Origin of the sequence: Sessilibacter corallicola, from assembly GCF_021290925.1 — a bacterium.
GTDB lineage: Bacteria > Pseudomonadota > Gammaproteobacteria > Pseudomonadales > Cellvibrionaceae > Sessilibacter > Sessilibacter corallicola.
The window spans coordinates 706,706-724,121 of record NZ_JAJSLX010000002.1; the positions used below are offsets into that span (position 1 = coordinate 706,706).

Sequence of the window (17,416 nt, forward strand, 5' to 3'; positions counted from 1 at the left end):
AGTAGTTATGAAATAGGTAAACAAGTTGTGCTGAAATAGCCGTAACCTTGTCGCAAATAGAATGGTTGTAAATAGAGCGGTCGCAAACAGAAAAGTCGCGATGCAAAGCTCTGATAAAACCAGACCTTATAAAAATAACGTTGAGCAGGAATTTTATGTAGTGATCACAATACCAGTAAAACCCCTATTGGTATTGGCAAGTGATTGATTTATTGGCGTCTAAACAAAAAAACAGATAGGAAATATCAATGAATAATAATATTAAAAGCTTTGTTGCTAAAGCGATTAAACCGACATTGGTGAGTGTGTGTCTACTGGCTGCTGGTGCAGCACATGCAGGCAAATCACTGATTGGGGATGAATCTAGCCTTTCTTTCATCACTTCGAAAAATTCTGCGGTTACCGAAGTCCATTCTTTTAAAACCTTAACAGGCAAAATCGACGACAAAGGCATGGTCAAGGTAAGTATCGATCTTGCCAGTGTTGATACCGCGATTCCAATTCGTGACGAAAGAATGCAAAAGTTCTTGTTCGAAACCACGAAGTTCACTCAAGCTACCTTTACGGCCGATGTTGCTGGCGTATTAAAAGACGTTAAAAAATCCGGTTCTGCTAAAGCCTCGGTTAGCGGTGAGCTGTCGTTGCACGGTAAATCGGTTCCAGTATCGTTTGATGTATTGGCAGTAAAAACCGACGACGGCATTTTGGTGAGCACACTGCGTCCTACCTTGGTGAAAGCAAGTGACTTCGACCTAGTAGCTGGTGTTGAGAAATTACGTGAGCTGGCAAACCTAAAATCCATTAATCCAGTGGTTCCAACGAATTTTGTATTGGTCTTTAAATAAGTCCATTAGATATTCCGTGGATAATAAAAAGCCTCGTTTTTACGAGGCTTTTTTTGTGGGCATTACAAGTTGAGTGTTATCAAAGGCTTTAAAAATTACCGAATTCGCTCAGCGCTTTTTTGCATTCGTTAATAATGCTTTCTTGAGGAGTGAAATTGTTATTGAGCGTTTTTTTCAGTGCGGGAATTTTACTGAATTCTGGGATGCCATTGAATTGGTTGTGATACATTCTTAAATACAGGTTAGTCACTACCATGAGATCCGCGTAATTAGGTTTTTCTGCGTGGGAATTGTACGCCCAGTTGCCACCGTATTTTAAACTCACTTTGACCAGTTCGGGAATGCACCAATGATTCAAAACTTGTTCGCTGATATTGGATGATTGCAAATCACTGATTTTTTGAATTTTATCGAGTTCGCTCAAATCTTCGATGAATTCCGACGCGTATTGCAGTATCACTAAATCGCCGAGCCGAAACAACAAGCCACACAAAAAAGCAATTTCTGGATTGAAAGGCTCGCCAATATGCTGCGCTAAAATTTTAGCGAGCATGGCGCGTTCAAATGAGCGATCCCAAGTGGATAAAAACAGTTTTTTCAGCAGAGGAATTTTGGTTGAAAACAATTCTCTGGTCGAATAATAAATAACAAGGTTTTTAACCGTTCCACGACCGAGTCGATTAACGGCTTCTTCCAACGTGGTAATCTCTTTTAATCCTGCGTAATGAGCAGAGTTAGAGGCAGCCAGCAATTTTGCGGCAATAGAGGTGTCGTGAGAAATAATATAAGCAATATCTTCTGTATTCGAATCTTCGTTTTCACACGCGAGACGAACCTTTTCCGCAACCTCTGGTGGTGAAGGTAATAGCAAATTTCCCAGCCTGATTTCTTGCTGAATTTTATCAAGCAGAGATTCTTTAGAAATCTGGCCAAAATAAACAATTTCTTTGCTGTGATATTCCGTGGTTTTTTTATTTTGGTCGATAATAGAACTGACAAATCCGTGCGGCAATTTTAGAAAAATATTGGCTTTGCCGTTGGCGCGAATTTGAAATTTTCTGGGGCGTAAATAGGCCAGTGGTTGCAACGCTTTTGTCGATGTCGATTCAATAACGGATTCGCGGCCATCACCAGCAATGAGTTTTGCGGAACCAGACAGTAAATAGTAATCCCAATCGTCGTTCATGCCGATGTCGAGCAGTTTACTGTTTTGGCTGAGTTCCAGTAACTCGTAAATACCCATCGCCAGAATATTAGTCACTTCTTTTGCAGAATTAAACGGCGACAGTGATTGCAGCACTTCTGTACTGAAAACGGTTTTTTCTTTCTTTTTATTTCTCGGGTTTAATTTTGCCGCTTTGAAAGGCGAACTCAGTTTAAAATATCGTGTCAGCATACCGTCCCCAACAGATCAGATCTGCCTAAAGTATAGACGACAAAAAAGCAAAGGAAGCAGATTGGGGGAGGGTTTATTTGGAATGAATTTTAAGCTATGGCTTAATTTGAGGCACGATGTTTTATTAGAGATTGATGTTATGCCAACTTTTTTGGACAACCCGTGAAATCGTCTGATTTCTTATCCTTAAGGTTATAGAAACTTAAATAAACGTTGGAATAGACACTTAGGTTTTTAGTATCAGCTCTGGTGGACAAGAGAGAGCTGCACAGAAGCATAGTTAAAATAAATAATCCCGAGCAAATATTTTTATTTTTGATAAAAATTCTTATACAACGCTGCGGCGTTCTCGTGTTTTTCTACGCTCATGCGCGGCACCTTGTTGAATGCCTCGTTCTTTCCATAGTGCAAATAAATTGCGTCGATCTGGATTCTGACGTCTGTCAGAAAAATGTCGGTAGGAGCACAAACAATCCGGTTGCGTGCATTTATTCAGTGGCAGAGAAGGGGCCTCGTTAGTGAGGAACATTTTGTTTTGAATGGTTTTAGCCGCGTGACAGCAACCCGGTAACGTTACAATTGAAACCGCCTTGTAAGGATTCTCATCTTTGCCGTTGCCTCGGCTGTGTGGCGACGGTTTCGACCTTCTTTCTTCGTCATCCGGACGATTAAATTTTACCAATGCCAATAATACGAACATGAGTCCAACGCCAAAAAACAAAACGACAGACGGTGAAAATTGAATCATATTTGGCTCGCAAAGTTAAAATCGGTTGCTAGTGTTTGCTGAACTCAGTAGCTAAGTTTCAGCGTCGGTGCGTGTTGACGTTCAAGTAAGCGTTTCAAATACATTGGAACTGGTTCACACGCGGTTCTTGTTTGCTCACTCATTCAGTTTTCATTGCTAATGCAATCGTGAGCAGACTCGATTTCCTTTTAAACTAGCGGCGTTGCTCCTGTTGGTAAAGTGTCTAAAAAAAGTAATTCCGTTTTCTTTGAACTCGTTATTATTAGCCGCTTATATTCAAGTCAGATAAAGCATATACCGCTCAATATAATTGTAAGCATAGGATCTAATCTAGACCAAAATCGAAAATAAGTTGTAAAACACAGTGTGGTTGTGAGAGTTATTTTTTTGACAATAAATTCAATTTGAATCAAACCATCAAGAAAATTTTATTGAATTATTGGTCATTATTTTTTAGGTCGACAAAGCTTTCAGAACCATAGTGAATGGCTATAGCGTTATGGTCAGTACAGGCATCGATGTGTATATCGACGAACATACGATTAACAGTATGGCTGAGAATAGTGCAGGCTAACAGGGTAGGAAATCAAACCGCGTTAATATTTATTGAAGAAAGATTTAAAATCGGATTCGGTTCACAATAACTGACTGATGTAATCGGAACCGAATCGAGAGAGGTTTAGTGACACTTAATAAAAGTGTCATCTAAATAAAGGAATTGAAGTTAGACGTTACCCAAAATTTCTTAAGTAATATTACCAGTGGTTCTGACTCGGCGACTAACGGCTTCGGTCTCTTGCGTTTGTCGCAATTTTTCTCTGCGCTGCAATTCACTGTCAATAATATTTTTTAACGCAATCAAAAAGCCGGTGACCAAAAACGCACCCGGTGGCAGTACGGCGACCAAAAAGCCTGGATAGTTTTCACTGAGTTGAAGAGTCCAACCTCGACCGAATTCACCGAGCAACAAATGCATGTCGGCAAATAAGGTTCCGTTGCCAAGTAGCTCACGAATGGCACCAACGATAACAAGCACAACACTGAACCCAAAGCCCATCATGATTCCATCAATGACTGCGGGTACGGGTTTGTTTTTACACGCGAAGGCGTCGGCTCTGCCTAGGATTGCACAATTAGTAACAATCAGAGCGATGAACAGACCGAGAATCTGGTACAGCTCGTAGGTGAACGCTCGCATTAATAATTCAGCACAAGTGGTGAACGAGGCGATGATCATTACGAACGCGGGCAGTTTGATGGCATCGGTAACGGCGTTGCGAATCAGAGAAACCGATAAGTTAGAACCAACCAAAACAACAATTGTGGCTATCGATAGCCCGAGCGCATTGACCACAGAGCCACTGACGGCCAGTAGTGGACACAGGCCAAGTAACTGCACCAGTGCCGGGTTATTTTTCCACAAACCGTTGTGAACAATTTCTTTGTAATTTACGTCACTCATTGTGAATTCGCTTGCTCTGTCGTTGGAGTAGGGTCAAAAAGTGTTGAATGGTTTGCTTGAACGAACTGCAAAGCTTTTTCAACTTGCTTCACGACCGCACGAGGCGTAATCGTTGCGCCAGTGAATTGATCGAACTCACCGCCGTCTTTTTTAACTGCCCATAAAGAAGGGGCTGTTAGAGACTTACCGTTGAAGCTCAATACCCAATCGCTCTTTTTCAAATCTACTTTATCGCCGAGCCCTGGAGTTTCGTTGTGAGTTAGGATTCGAACACCGGCAATGTCGCCGTTTTCCCAAACACCAACGATCATACGAATGGCACCGCTGTAACCGTCTGGGGCAACGCTCGGTACGATAACTGCGACAACCTCGTTGTTTTTCTTGGCGATATGTATGTTTTCTTGGCTTCGAAGTCCCAATTGCTTTAGGTTGGCCTGTGGAATTGCCACTAAATCGACCAGCATGTCATTGTCGTGTTGGTCTGGGGCAACGACTTCGAGCAGAGCTTTTTGCGCCGCTGAACGCTCACTGGCGGCGATGCTTTTTTTGGTGCCCTGAAAGGTCACTGCCAACAGGCCCGCTGTGCACAGAGCAAAAACTGTGAGAATGAAACTGTTCTTACTGATTGCCTGACCGATCATTACACATCCACCTTTTCGGTTGCTCGTCGTGACTTGTTGTGGCCGTAACTGCGTGGCAGTGTGTAGTAGTCAATAAACGGCGCGGCGAAGTTCATTAACAAAACAGCAAACGCGATGGCATCAGGGTAGTTACCAAAGTGTCTGATCATAAATACCAACAGGCCAATACAAGCGCCGAAAATGAGTCGGCCTTTTTGTGAAACCGCCGAGCTGACTGGATCGGTGATAATAAAAAATGCACCTAACATAGTTGCACCTGAAAGCAGGTGCGTGAGCACAGGCGCGCCGCTGTCAGATCCACCGTTATAAAATAAGAATGAACACACAGTGAGTGTGACAAGCATGGCTACGGGTGCGTGCCAGCTGAAAATTTTTCGCCAGAGCAGAAATAATCCGCCGAGTAAGAAACCGAGGTTCACCCATTCCCAACCGGCGCCTGCAATTACCGCGTCTGAAAAGATACTTTCATTTTGATAAATCTCAGCAACGGTTTCACCTTGTGATTGCTTGAAGGCATCTAATGGTGTTGCGCCGGTGTAGCCGTCTAAAGGGGCGTTTAGAAATACGCTGCTAAAGGCTTCGGCTAGAGACGGTGCATTGGCAAATCCAACCGGTGCAGTCCAAAGCGTCATGTTGACGGGGAAAGAGATCAGCAGAACGACGTAACCAATCATTGCCGGATTGAAAGGATTAAATCCCAAACCGCCGTACAATTGTTTGGCGACTACGATAGAGAAGATACAGCCGACAAAAATTAACCACCACGGGCTGTAGGGCGGCAGTGCTAGGCCCAATAAAATGGCGGTCACTAAAGCGCTGCAGTCGGATAAATAAAATTTAATTGGCCGTTTTCTTAAGTAAAGAACAAGGGCCTCTAAAGCGAGCGAAAAAATAATCGCAAGCGCAAGATTGATAATGACACCGACACCAAAAAAATACACCAGAGCGATAAACCCAGGTGTGGTTGCCGCAGCAACGGTCAGCATCACTTTTTGCGTGCTGTTTGTTGCGTGAGCGTGTGGGGAGGACTGGCTAATAAAACTCATGAATGCTTACTCTTCTAACTCCGCCAGTTCTTTTTCGGTGGCTTCTAATTTCTGTTTTAGCTTGTTTAAGCCAAGCGACAGAGCTTCTTGGTTATCGCTGTTTTCTTCTACTGCGGTGTCGTATTTGATTTGCGCTTTACCAATGCGGGTTTTTAAACTCTCAATCTGATTTGCGAGTTTTTCCTTTGGCGTTAACTGAGCGTTAGCCGCAGCTTTCGCTTTCGCTCGTTCGATGGCGGCCTGCGCGGGATCAAGTTCTTCTTTTTGATCTGCTTCTTTGGCGGGCTCCTTCGGTGCCAACTCTTTCAGTTCTTGCTGCGCGGCGTTTAATTTCTCTTTCAGTTTTTCGACACCCAATGCCAGTGCGTCGACATTTTCACTTCCGTCCGACACTGCCTGAGCGTGCTTCTGTTGCGCTTTTTCTAAGCGATTAGTCAGTGATTCAACCGAGCTTTGTGCTTTTTCGTAAGGCGACATGGACTGTTTGGCCAGTGCTTTTGCCTTGGCTTTTTCGATAGCGGCCTGAGCGGGATCGAGTTCTTCTTTCTGAGCTGCTTCTTTAGAGGGCTCGTCTGGTGCTAACTCTTTTAGCTCTTGCTGGGCGGCGTCTAATTTTTCTTTCAGTTTTTCCACGCCCAACGCTAAGGCATCGATATTATCGCCACTGTCTGAAACCGCTTGAGCGTGTTTTTGTTGTGCTTTTTCTAAGCGGTTGGTGAGTGATTCAACCGAGCTTTTTACTTTCTCATAAGGCGACATGGATTGTTTGGCCATAGCTTTTGCAATGGCTTTTTCAACCGGATTGTCGGCGTCTGTTGAGCTGGATGTTGGAGCACTTACTTGAGAATTGTCTGCTGAGGTATTCGCCGGTGCAGTTTTTAGCGCGGCTAATTTGGATTTTGCGTCCTCAACGCGGGTTTCTGCTTGTTTTACTTTCGCCGCTAATTGCTCAACTCGATCGCTGTTTTCTGCGACTGCTTCTTGATGTTTGTTTTTTGCAGACTCCAAACGAGTTTGTGCCGAAGCCAAGGTTCTCTCAAGCCTTGCTCGTTCGTCTTCGACTTTAGGCGCCGCCGGTTTTGTTGGCGTTGCCTCAGAAGAACCCGATTGCGCTTTTTGTTCTTCTAATTTCTTCTTAGCTTCTTGCGCCGCTTTTTGACGAGCCAAACGTTTGGCTTCTTTTTCGGCCTCGGCTTTGGCGATTCTCTCTTGCTTGAATTCAAACCTTTTACGCGAACGATCCGATTTTGCTTTTTCCTCTCGCTCGGTTCGAATAGCACCTTTAGCGGCACGGTAATATTGCACCAGCGGAATATGGCTAGGACAAACGTAAGAACAGGCACCGCATTCGATACAATCGAACAGGTTGTGAGTCAGCAATTTTTCGTGATCGTCTGAGCGTGCGTACCAATACAATTGCTGAGGCAACAATTGCGCGGGACACGCTTCGGCACACATGCCACAGCGAATACACGCCTGTGCCGGTGTTACCGGAGGCATTTCTTTTTTGCTGGGGGCGATAATGCAGTTAGTGGTTTTTAAAACAGGTACGTCCGCGTTTGGAATAACGAAGCCCATCATGGGACCGCCCATAATGAGCTGGGACGATTTTTTAGCCTTGAAGCCAAACTGATCGAGCAAGTCACTCACGGGTGTGCCGATTCTAGCTTCAATATTACCGCTGTGTTCTAAGGCATCACCGACGATGGTCGTTATGCGTTTGATCAGAGGTTCGCCGTAGCGCACCGCTCGGTATGCTGAATAGGTAGTACCAATGTTTTGAACCACAGCACCAACGTGGATAGGCAATTTGCCGCTCGGTACTTCTTTACCGGTCAAACGTTGGATCAGTTGTTTTTCACCACCCGATGGATATTGGCAGGGGAAGGAAACCACTTGAATGTTCGTGCCCATCGCCGCGTCGCGCAGTGCTGCCAGTGCTTCGGGTTTGTTCTCTTCCAGGCCGATGACGATGTCTTTAGGATTGCCCAGCAAATGCGCCAACAATTCCACCCCGTGAATAATTTCATAGGGGTAGTTGCGCATTAAAATATCGTCAGCGGTAATGTAAGGCTCGCATTCAGTACCGTTGATAATCAAGTGTTCGATGGGAGCTTGCCCGGCAAGTTTGACCGAGGTGGGGAAACCTGCGCCACCCATACCAATCAATCCGGCGGAGCGAATTTTTTCAATCAGTTCTTCGCGGCCCAATTCCATGTAATTTTCACACTCATCTTGAGCGGCTTTTTCGTCTTTGCCGTCAGAATGAATAATGATGCATGGCCCCGTTAAGCCAGAAGGGTGCGGAATGGGTAATTCTTCAATGGATTCGACAGTACCTGAAATACTGGCGTGAATATTAGCGCTGACAAAGCCTTTTGCTTCGGCGACCAGTTGGCCGGTAAGTACACGCTCGCCAACAGCGACCAGCGGTTTTGCGGGCGCACCAATGTGTTGTGCCAGCGGTAAAATGACTTTTTCAGGTAGGCGTGCGCTGACCAGCGGTCGTTGTAAAGACTGAGATTTATTTTGCGGCGGATGTACGCCCCCAGCGATTGGAAAGATTTTCCGTGCGTGTTGTGCGCTGGTGGCGATTAATTCGGTAGTGATAGGTTTTGCTGTCACTAATGTTTCCTTCGGCTAATGATTTATGCTGCCTGGTGTTGAGGGTTGTCGGTTGCGATAATGTTTGGGTTCGGCTTCTGCCATGCCCAATTTTGCAACGTGACTGGAATTGGGAGCATGTCGATACAATCGACTGGGCAAGGCTCAACACACAGGTCACATCCGGTACATTCATCAGAAATTACGGTGTGCATTTGTTTCGCTGCACCAAGAATGGCGTCCATGGGGCACGCCTGAATACACTTGGTACAACCAATACATTCGTCTTCTCGAATCACGGCAACGCGTTTTATGTCGGCGGATTCTGCGCCGCCGCTGTCTAATTGCGGTGCTTCCACGCCCATCAATTCTGCGATTGCTTCAACGGTGGTTTGTCCACCGGGCGGGCATTTATTGATTTCGTCGCCTTGAGCAATCTGCTCAGCGTAGGGGCGACATCCTGGATAACCGCACTGGCCACATTGGGTTTGCGGTAATAGAGAATCTAATTGCTCAACAATGGGATCGCCTTCAACTTTAAATTGGACGGAGGCAAAGCCAAGCAGAGCGCCGAAAAAGAGGGCTAGTAAGCCCAAAGCCACTAAGGCTGCGATTATCGGTTGGTTTGTAATTAACTCGATCATTGTGGATACCTCACACCAATCCCGCGAAGCCCATAAACGCTAAAGACATCAGTCCAGCGGTTATCATGCCGATTGCAGCACCTTGAAACGGTACGGGAACATCTGCGACTGCAAGTCGTTCTCTCATTGCAGAGAACAATACTAAGACCAGTGAAAATCCAATCGCAGCGCCAAAGCCATACAGGCTCGATTGGAAGAAGTTTAGGTCTTTGTTGGTATTTTGAAGGGCAACCCCTAATACAGCGCAGTTGGTGGTAATCAGTGGCAAAAAGACACCGAGAACGCGGTACAGCAGCGGACTGGTTTTTTCGATAAACATCTTGGCAAACTGCACGACAACTGCAATAACCATAATAAAGGTAATCGTGCGCAGATATTCTAGCCCGAGCGGTTCAAGGATAAAGGTGTACGCCAGGTAGCTGGAAATGGATGCTAGGGTCAGTACAAATGTGGTTGCTCCAGCCATACCAATAGCAGTTTCTAATTTATTAGAAACTCCCATGAATGGGCATAGCCCTAAAAACTGAACAAGCACATAGTTATTTACGAGCACTGTTCCGAGTAAAATCGCTGCAAATTCCGCCATAAACCGTTGCTAAATTGAAGGAAAATTAAAAATACTGAGGACCCATAGTGGTCTGGGCGCGAGATTGTAGCAGCAATGTACAGAGACATCTAAATAGTAGTGTTGTTATTGTATATCTGCAGAATCGATTAAATGTCTTGTAATGTATTTGTTTTTTGGTTATATGGTTATAATGGAATTTTAACCCTTTGAAATAAAAAGAGTTTTTTATGTTTTGGTGGGGTTGTTCGGTAGGTGGGAGCTCTGTTAATGAGCTTCCTATTTAATCTGGGTGATCGTTAAGTTGGCGCCTTTTTGAGAAAACTCAACTCGTCTCAGCGCCGACATTCCTAGCAAAACCTCTTTGCCATCCATTGCCGGGTTAACAATAGCCTCAATATTTTTAAGTTTAATCGGGCCAAACGTGATTTGATCAAGTTCGGTTCTGTAACCAACGGCGATGCCATTTGCGGTATGCATTCGGGTTTGACCCAAGTTTTCTAAAGAAAGTGTGTTGGCCAGTTCGTCAGAAACCACGACGTGAGTGGCGCCTGTATCTAAAAGAAAGTAGACGGGAGAATCGTTGATGGTGCCTGTGGTGGAATAAGAGCCGTTAAAACCGTTGATAACCAAAGAGTCTTCGCTGCGATTATCAAGGTATAACATCAGGAAAATGACGCAAAAGATGGCTACCCACAATCCCCAAATCATCGCTTTGGCAAACGGGTTTGTCGACTCGTTATGATGCTCATCCATAAATAATTTATTTTTCCAATCGTATTGATATAAATATCAATTTGTTAAGTCTCTTTGCATAAATTAGTAAAAAAATAATTCTATGCAGCAGCTGGATCAATGAAATAAAAAATTAATGCGTCAAAAATCGCATTTGCATTATCTAACAGTTTAAAACAAAGTTTAAAGCGGTGTTAATGTCACTGTTCGTTCGATTTCCATTGTTTCTATCTCTAATAAATAACTTTTGGGTGTAGAGCCATACAAAAGTTATTTGCGCTACAACGTATGTATCGTATGTATAAAGAACCGCAAAGAGTTTGATGTACTGACGGAAACATGTTTTACCCGTTGATAATAACGTGTGTTGTTATTGTGTTACGTGTTCATGTTTTGGCTTTAATTCCGGATATCAATAAATGATTGTTTGGAATTTGTTCTTTAAGCGTAAAATTTGTGTTTTATTTGCGGTAATACTCTTTTAGATACATCCCTAAATTGTTCATAATTAGTTGTCGTTCAATCAGATTGATTGTCTTGTTTTATGGCTCTGATTGTTGTTTTTATTCCCGCTATTGTCGGTTATTTCCGCGATTTGCAATTTGAGGAATAAGAATACTCCCAATGAAATAGATTGTGTGAAACTCATCTCGATCTAAAGTTTTGGGGTTATACGGCAGCAAAATTTAGGGGTATAACGTTATTATTAAATGTTCAATTCGTAAGAGCTTAAGTGATATCTGCGTGATATTCTCAGCGCCTTTTTAATACACATTAAAACACAAACATTTGATGGTATTGGAACTGGCAACCAATGAGGTATTTTGGTAGGTTAAGCACCCTAACCAAGAAAGCAGTATCAAAATGCTATAGCTTGTCTCTTTTTAGTTTGCTTAGTCTAAAGCTCTGACGAACACTCTCGAAGGAATGGTTACGCTGCAATGGGTATCGCGGCTGCCTGCAAGTTAAACGTTTTCATTAACTGTATCTGGTAAGTGGTTAGGTTTTATGTCTCATAAATCCCAAGGTAATGTTGTAGAGCTGAGGCCCCCGGCGAGCACTCCTAGCAGACGTCCGAATAAAATGGTTCGTTTACCCGCTGCAGTTCATCTGGTTAAAGAAAAAGCAACTTATTTTTTGCAATCTTCTCTTCTTGCGTTGTTCGATAACGTAGACGATACCCTGTTCGAGCTTGCCGATAAGTCAAATAATAACCAAGATCAAAATTTGTACTTCGAGTCCATGCGTCAGGTTCGCCTGAAACGACGCGAGATGGAAACGGAGTTTATCCAACGCATTCACGATTCGTTCGACCGCTTAGCTCAGTCCCAAGAAGAGGGCGCTGAGGAACAAGAGTGGAACGAAAATCTAGACTTAGATAACCTCGCGCTAATCAACAACGATCAACTTGAGCAAAACGTTGCCGTTGAATCCATGGTTAATAAAGCGGTAGAGCAATCGTCTACTGCACTGCAAAATCTTACTTTGCGTGTTAACAGCCTTGTGCCAGTTAAAGTCAGTCAGCGCAATAACCCCATTGGTCCTAGTGAGATTTGCAATTCGTTTTTGAAAGTGTCCGAGTCACTTGAAGCGAATATCAAAGTTAAATTAGTGCTGTTGAAGTTATTTGATCGTCACTTAGTGTCTGGTTTGCGCGGCTTTTATGGCCAAATGAATGACATCCTTATTCAGCGCGATGTACTGCCAGAATTAAACGACGGTTCTGCACGAGCGGCAAAACCGAATTCTCCGCGCGGCTATCGCAAGCCTGCACCACAAGGCGATCAAAACGGCGCTGAAAATGGGGCGCAAGAAGGCAGTTTTGTTCCTCAAGATGTTCTCCAAACATTCCGCAACTTAATCGGCAATGCCGAAGCTGATCTCAGTCAACAAGCGCCAGTTGAGGAAGACAGTGTTGTTATCGATGAAGGTGCACTTGTGCACTTGCTGTCGCAAATCCAGAAAAAACAGTCGGCCAGCGAAAACAACACAGCCAATCTAGACGTTAACAATCTTCAAAAGATTGTTTCAGCGACCAATCAAGGCGCCATCGGTCAATTGGATCGAGATGTCATTAACTTAATCAATATGCTCTTTGAGTTTATTGTTAATGACCGAAACTTGGCTGCTGAAATGAAGGCACTGTTGAGTCGCCTTCAAATTCCAATGCTGAAAATTGCTATTTCCGACAAAGAATTCTTTGATCGCGGTGGCCATCCGGCGAAACGCTTGTTGAATGAAATGGCGACAGCAGCCCTCGGTTGGGTTCCCAATGCTAAGGGTCGCGACAATCTGCTCGGAAAAGTTGAAGAGACTGTCGATAAAATATGCGATGACCCGAACGTTGGCGCTGACGTATTCGAACAAATGCTGACTGACTTTTTGTCTTTCGTAGAGAAAGAGAAGAAGCAAGCCGCTATATTAGAAAAAAGAACTTTAGACGCCGAAGCTGGTAAAGCAAAAGCTGAAACCGCACGTCACATTGTTGAAGAGTCAATTGCTAAACTGAATAACGTTGATCAATTGTCTGAGCCCATGCAAACCCTAGTGCACGAAGCGTGGGCAAATTTCATGTTCCTAATTGCTTTAAAAGAAGGGACGGACAGCCCGAAGTGGGTGTCTGCACAAAGTACCGTTCGTAATCTTGTGTGGAGTTTAACGTCTAAGATTACTTCTTCTAATCGCGTTAAGTTGGTCAAATTACTACCAGAATTGTTGAAGCGCTTGCGAGCCGGTCTCGAAAGTATCAGCTACAACGCTTACGACATGGGCAAATTGTTCAAGCAGTTAGAAGCTGAGCATTTAGCGCAATTGAAAGGCCAGCCTCGCCCAGAGCCCAAAGTGAATATGCCGGGAGCAGCAAAACCGGTGCGCAGTTCTGAATCTGCGTTGGCTAAGCTGGCAAAAGCACGACAAGATCGTCGAACGGCAGAAAAAGCCGAAGACGGAGATGTTCCTGCAACACCTGTAGCTGAACGCAATCCTTTAAATCAGCGTCCAATTTCGCCCGAAGCTCACGCACAATCGTTGGTTAACCGAAACATTGGCAACCCAATTAGTACGTCGCCACAAGAAGAGCCGGTTGAAGAAGCAGAATCGAATGACCCAGAACCACAATTCTTAGATCAAGTTGATAGCTTGTCTCAAGGCAGTTGGTTTGAAATCAAAGAAGGTCCGGTGCCAATTCGTTGTCGACTCGCAGCGATTATTCGTCCAACAGGCAAGTATATCTTTGTTAATCGCAGTGGTATGAAAGTCGCTGAAAAAGACAGAAACGAACTGGCTATTTGCCTTCGCAGTGGTGAGGTTCGAATGCTTGATAACAGCATGCTATTTGATCGCGCGTTAGAATCCGTGATTAGCAATTTGCGTCAAAGTAAAGGCTTAAGCTAAGCCTTTACTGCCCTCGGCAGTATTTTCTGCTCAATTCTAGCGGTTTCAATGTCAATCTCGATAATCGTTAGAATCAATATCTTATTCTTTATCCTTATCTATTCCTTTGCGGCATTTCTAGTGCTTTGATTTCCGTTTGTGTTATTGTCCAGTTTTCGCTGGAGAATAAGATGATCGATCATGGTGGTTGGTTAATGGAATTGGGCCGTTTTGCCGTGGTTCATCGGCACTCGTCCAACTTCAATTTTCGACCTCAGCACTGTGATATTGATCTATTGGTTATTCACAACATCAGTTTGCCAAAAGGTGTCTTTGGCGCTGGTAATATCGAAAAGCTCTTCTCCAACGTTCTTGATCCCCGCCAGCACGAAAGCTTCTCTTCCTTAAAAGGCCTTAAAGTTTCCAGTCATCTATTGATCGATCGTAATGGCGATTGCACTCAGTTTGTTAGCTTTAACGAACGAGCTTGGCACGCGGGTATATCGGAATTTGCTGGGATTGAGAATTGTAACGACTTTTCTATTGGTATTGAGTTGGAAGGAACAGATGAAATACCATACACCGATGATCAATACGAATCACTGATTGAAGTCTCCAATTTATTATTGGCGTTATATCCTAAAATAACAAAAGAGCGAATTACCGGTCACGAACACATTGCTCCAGGGCGCAAAACCGATCCAGGTGATGTTTTTGATTGGAACCGATATAAATCGAGACTAACAACTCTTTCTTAACGAGTAACTGGGTTGTTAGGTAGAAAAATTCATTGATATTAAAACAAACACGTAATTTGTGATTTACCTTAATAAAGGACAGCGATGATTTTAATCACACTAGTTGGCGCTTTACTCTTAGTCCAAATTTGGGGATCGGGAAAGCCGTTTCACAAAGATGCTTGGTTTTTTCAGTGGATCGACCGTGTTAATCAATGGGAAATATTTGAAGCGAACAGCTACGTTAAAATACTGTTCGTTATTCTGCTACCCGTCATTTTTGTTCTCCTTGTTATCGGTGCTTTAGAACACATTGTGTCCGTGTTGGGATTGTTGGCGGCAATTGCGGTTCTGACTTACAGTTTTGGCCGAGGTGAATTCAATTCTTTATCGAAGTCATACATTGCGGCTTACCGACAATCGGATTGGGACGGCGCCATTTCTCAAGCAAAATTCTTAGAAGTGAATGTTCACCAAATTGAGCCCGATGATTGGAGTGATCTGAACCACCAAATGGTGGTAGCGCTTGCTTATCGCGGTTTCGAGAGAATGTTTGCGGTAATTTTTTGGTTGTTACTGGGTGGTGTCGCCGGTGCACTTGCCTATCGATTGCTCGCGCTTTACAAGGCTGAAACCGACAGTAACGATGATTTCGAAAAATTAGACAAAATACTGTGGCTTTTTGAGTGGATTCCAGTTCGTATTTTTGGTCTATCCATGGCGTTGACCGGTAACTTTGCCAGCTGCTTTTACCGATGGAAACAGCATTTCTGGTGCAGCGAGCAAAATTCGATTCGTCTATTAATTTATTACGTTGAAAGCGCTTTAAATGTTACAAAAAATGACATTGAAAACCCTAAGTGTGGTGAAAAAGAACTCAATGAGCTGACGCAGTTGTATTCTCGCACCTTAATTCTATGGGTATGTGCTATCGCCGTGTGGTCGTTAGTTTTCTAATTACGATTCTAAAACGACTAAAAACAGCAAATTTCAGAGAGATAAGAGTCAGTTATGCCTTCATTTGATGTGGTATCGGAAGTTGATAAACAAGTGCTTACCAATACTGTGGATCAGTCAAACCGATTGATCAAAAATAGATTTGACTTTAAAGGCGTTGACGCCGAATTCGAACGCAAAGATTATTTGGTTACATTAAGAGCCGACGCGGAATTTCAAGTTACGCAAATGCTCGATATCTTAAAATCGACTCTGCACAAAAACGGCATTGATATTCGATGCTTAGAAGAAGCGGAATGTTACCAATTGGGTAAACAATGTAAGCAAGAAGTGACGGTTAGAACCGGATTAGAATCCGATTTGTGCAAGAAAATCGTCAAGCTGATCAAAGATAAAAAGCTCAAGGTTCAGGCACAAATTCAAGGTGATCAAGTACGCGTAACCGGTAAGAAGCGCGACGATCTTCAAAATGTTATCGCCACTTTGAAAGAAGCCGATATCGATTTACCGCTGCAATTCAATAATTTCAGGGATTAATTCGCAGAGAAAAGCCTTTGATTACTAGCGACAGTAATCAGAGGCTCCTGTGTTTGACAGCATGTTTACCAGCATGTTTGTAAGTGTTTGCTAACTTTCTCGCCAGCGGAAAATGCTGGTGGCGATAATCATAAATACCATTGTCATTAACCCTAGTACCAGCAGGTGGTGACTGATATCGGCCAAACCTGCGCCATCGAGCATGATTGCTCGCGCACTTTGCACCATGTGCGTCAGCGGTAAACACGAGCTTATCGTCGACATCCATTGTGGCGCGCCATCAAGAGAAAACCACACTTCTGACAGCAGCATCATCGGGAAGGCAAAAAAGTTGAGCAAACCGTTGGCAAATTCTTCGTTGGCCAGTCGGCTCGCGACGATCAATCCCAGCGATAACAGCGATAACATGCCCAATACCGCCACTAGGAACAGATTAAAGTAGCTGCCTAGCATCACGAAATCCAAGATGAAATTCGCCACCATAAACACAATCGCACTGACGATTATCATAATAATTAAGCGCGAGAGAATCTGAGCAGTAAGAAATTCGATGGGGCGTACGGGAGACGCTTGCAGTCGTTTTAGCACACCATTTTTTCGGTACCGAACAATCACATAGCCAATCCCAAATAAACTGCTGAACATCAGGTTCATGCCGATAATTCCGGGAATGGCCCAGTCGACGTACCGAACCTTGTTACCGCTGACGGTATTTTCTTGCCAATTGCTGGTACCTGATTCGAACGAGGCGTGATCGATAAACAGCGTTTTTACAAAATCCGACTTTTGGGAAATAGGGTTGACCCAAAATTGTTCGGTGGACGGTTGTATCAACAAATCGATTTGGTGGTACTTTATTTTTTGCAGCGCTTCTTCTTGATCATCGTAGCGAATTACCTGTACGCCTTTTTGATCAATTTTTTGGCTGATTTCGGCGGTTGTTTCACCGAGAACGCCAAGTCTAAACAAAGGTTGCTCGCCACGAGAAAACGCCAGAGCAACCACCGCGATAATCAAAGGTGGCATGACAAACGACCATATCAGTGAGGCGCGGTCACGGTAATATTCTTTGTTGCGAGCCAAGAATAAGCTCAAAATTCGTTTCATGAAAAATCCTAAAAAAGACA

15 protein-coding genes are annotated in these 17,416 nt (G+C 43.8%); 5 read left to right on the plus strand and 10 right to left on the minus strand.

All coding sequences use genetic code 11. The features are described from left to right. Nucleotides 1-248: 248 nt before the first annotated feature. Complete coding sequence (locus LU361_RS10350) at nucleotides 249-845, plus strand: YceI family protein (RefSeq protein WP_233088767.1); 597 nt, start codon at nucleotides 249-251, stop codon at nucleotides 843-845. An 88-nt stretch (nucleotides 846-933) separates the two neighbouring features. On the opposite strand, the gene LU361_RS10355 is transcribed toward LU361_RS10350, so the two are convergent. From LU361_RS10355 to LU361_RS10395, 9 genes are all read right to left on the minus strand, one after another. After that, nucleotides 934-2,241, minus strand: a complete 1,308-nt coding sequence (locus tag LU361_RS10355; protein WP_233088768.1) for an HDOD domain-containing protein — start codon at nucleotides 2,239-2,241, stop codon at nucleotides 934-936. 328 nt (nucleotides 2,242-2,569) lie between these two features. Next, nucleotides 2,570-2,989 (minus strand): hypothetical protein, encoded by a 420-nt coding sequence (locus LU361_RS10360; RefSeq protein ID WP_233088769.1) that lies wholly within the window; start codon nucleotides 2,987-2,989, stop codon nucleotides 2,570-2,572. Between the two features lie 745 nt (nucleotides 2,990-3,734). After that, nucleotides 3,735-4,451: an electron transport complex subunit E gene (locus LU361_RS10365; protein WP_233088770.1), complete on the minus strand. Its 717-nt coding sequence runs from the start codon at nucleotides 4,449-4,451 to the stop codon at nucleotides 3,735-3,737. Next, nucleotides 4,448-5,092 (minus strand): electron transport complex subunit RsxG, encoded by a 645-nt coding sequence (rsxG, locus tag LU361_RS10370; RefSeq protein WP_233088771.1) that lies wholly within the window; start codon nucleotides 5,090-5,092, stop codon nucleotides 4,448-4,450. The genes LU361_RS10365 and rsxG overlap by 4 nt, the downstream gene beginning before the upstream one ends. Further along, a complete protein-coding gene (rsxD, locus tag LU361_RS10375; protein WP_233088772.1) occupies nucleotides 5,092-6,138 on the minus strand; it encodes an electron transport complex subunit RsxD in 1,047 nt (348 codons plus the stop codon). Before rsxD ends, rsxG begins: the two co-directional genes overlap by 1 nt. A 6-nt stretch (nucleotides 6,139-6,144) precedes the next feature. Next, entirely contained in the window at nucleotides 6,145-8,763 is a 2,619-nt protein-coding gene (gene rsxC, locus LU361_RS10380; RefSeq protein ID WP_233088773.1) for an electron transport complex subunit RsxC, read from the minus strand. Between the two features lie 23 nt (nucleotides 8,764-8,786). Beyond that, nucleotides 8,787-9,386 (minus strand): electron transport complex subunit RsxB, encoded by a 600-nt coding sequence (rsxB, locus tag LU361_RS10385; RefSeq protein ID WP_233088774.1) that lies wholly within the window; start codon nucleotides 9,384-9,386, stop codon nucleotides 8,787-8,789. 10 nt (nucleotides 9,387-9,396) lie between these two features. Beyond that, nucleotides 9,397-9,972 (minus strand): electron transport complex subunit RsxA, encoded by a 576-nt coding sequence (gene rsxA / locus LU361_RS10390; RefSeq protein WP_233088775.1) that lies wholly within the window; start codon nucleotides 9,970-9,972, stop codon nucleotides 9,397-9,399. Between the two features lie 258 nt (nucleotides 9,973-10,230). After that, on the minus strand, nucleotides 10,231-10,707 hold the full coding sequence (locus LU361_RS10395; protein ID WP_233088776.1) for a retropepsin-like aspartic protease family protein: 477 nt from the start codon (nucleotides 10,705-10,707) through the stop codon (nucleotides 10,231-10,233). Nucleotides 10,708-11,694: 987 nt separating this feature from the next. Here LU361_RS10395 and LU361_RS10400 point away from each other — a divergent pair. The 4 genes from LU361_RS10400 (at nucleotide 11,695) to LU361_RS10415 (ending at nucleotide 16,289) form a co-directional block, all read left to right on the plus strand. Beyond that, entirely contained in the window at nucleotides 11,695-14,079 is a 2,385-nt protein-coding gene (locus tag LU361_RS10400; protein WP_233088777.1) for a DUF1631 domain-containing protein, read from the plus strand. Nucleotides 14,080-14,249: 170 nt separating this feature from the next. Continuing rightward, nucleotides 14,250-14,816, plus strand: a complete 567-nt coding sequence (gene ampD / locus LU361_RS10405) for a 1,6-anhydro-N-acetylmuramyl-L-alanine amidase AmpD (protein WP_233088778.1) — start codon at nucleotides 14,250-14,252, stop codon at nucleotides 14,814-14,816. An 84-nt stretch (nucleotides 14,817-14,900) separates the two neighbouring features. Next, nucleotides 14,901-15,752, plus strand: a complete 852-nt coding sequence (ampE, locus tag LU361_RS10410; RefSeq protein ID WP_233088779.1) for a regulatory signaling modulator protein AmpE — start codon at nucleotides 14,901-14,903, stop codon at nucleotides 15,750-15,752. A 54-nt stretch (nucleotides 15,753-15,806) separates the two neighbouring features. Continuing rightward, nucleotides 15,807-16,289, plus strand: a complete 483-nt coding sequence (locus LU361_RS10415) for a YajQ family cyclic di-GMP-binding protein (protein ID WP_233088780.1) — start codon at nucleotides 15,807-15,809, stop codon at nucleotides 16,287-16,289. A gap of 90 nt (nucleotides 16,290-16,379) precedes the next feature. Here LU361_RS10415 and LU361_RS10420 read toward each other — a convergent pair whose 3' ends face one another. Then, entirely contained in the window at nucleotides 16,380-17,396 is a 1,017-nt protein-coding gene (locus LU361_RS10420; RefSeq protein WP_233088781.1) for an ABC transporter permease, read from the minus strand. Nucleotides 17,397-17,416: the final 20 nt, after the last annotated feature.

Coding starts and splice junctions, on each gene's coding strand:
- LU361_RS10350 (WP_233088767.1), top strand. CDS start 249: ATGAATAATAATATTAAAAGCTTTGTTGCTAAAGCGATTAAACCGACA.
- LU361_RS10355 (WP_233088768.1), bottom strand. CDS start 2,241: ATGCTGACACGATATTTTAAACTGAGTTCGCCTTTCAAAGCGGCAAAA.
- LU361_RS10360 (WP_233088769.1), bottom strand. CDS start 2,989: ATGATTCAATTTTCACCGTCTGTCGTTTTGTTTTTTGGCGTTGGACTC.
- LU361_RS10365 (WP_233088770.1), bottom strand. CDS start 4,451: ATGAGTGACGTAAATTACAAAGAAATTGTTCACAACGGTTTGTGGAAA.
- rsxG (WP_233088771.1), bottom strand. CDS start 5,092: ATGATCGGTCAGGCAATCAGTAAGAACAGTTTCATTCTCACAGTTTTT.
- rsxD (WP_233088772.1), bottom strand. CDS start 6,138: ATGAGTTTTATTAGCCAGTCCTCCCCACACGCTCACGCAACAAACAGC.
- rsxB (WP_233088774.1), bottom strand. CDS start 9,386: ATGATCGAGTTAATTACAAACCAACCGATAATCGCAGCCTTAGTGGCT.
- rsxA (WP_233088775.1), bottom strand. CDS start 9,972: ATGGCGGAATTTGCAGCGATTTTACTCGGAACAGTGCTCGTAAATAAC.
- LU361_RS10395 (WP_233088776.1), bottom strand. CDS start 10,707: ATGGATGAGCATCATAACGAGTCGACAAACCCGTTTGCCAAAGCGATG.
- LU361_RS10400 (WP_233088777.1), top strand. CDS start 11,695: ATGTCTCATAAATCCCAAGGTAATGTTGTAGAGCTGAGGCCCCCGGCG.
- ampD (WP_233088778.1), top strand. CDS start 14,250: ATGATCGATCATGGTGGTTGGTTAATGGAATTGGGCCGTTTTGCCGTG.
- ampE (WP_233088779.1), top strand. CDS start 14,901: ATGATTTTAATCACACTAGTTGGCGCTTTACTCTTAGTCCAAATTTGG.
- LU361_RS10415 (WP_233088780.1), top strand. CDS start 15,807: ATGCCTTCATTTGATGTGGTATCGGAAGTTGATAAACAAGTGCTTACC.
- LU361_RS10420 (WP_233088781.1), bottom strand. CDS start 17,396: ATGAAACGAATTTTGAGCTTATTCTTGGCTCGCAACAAAGAATATTAC.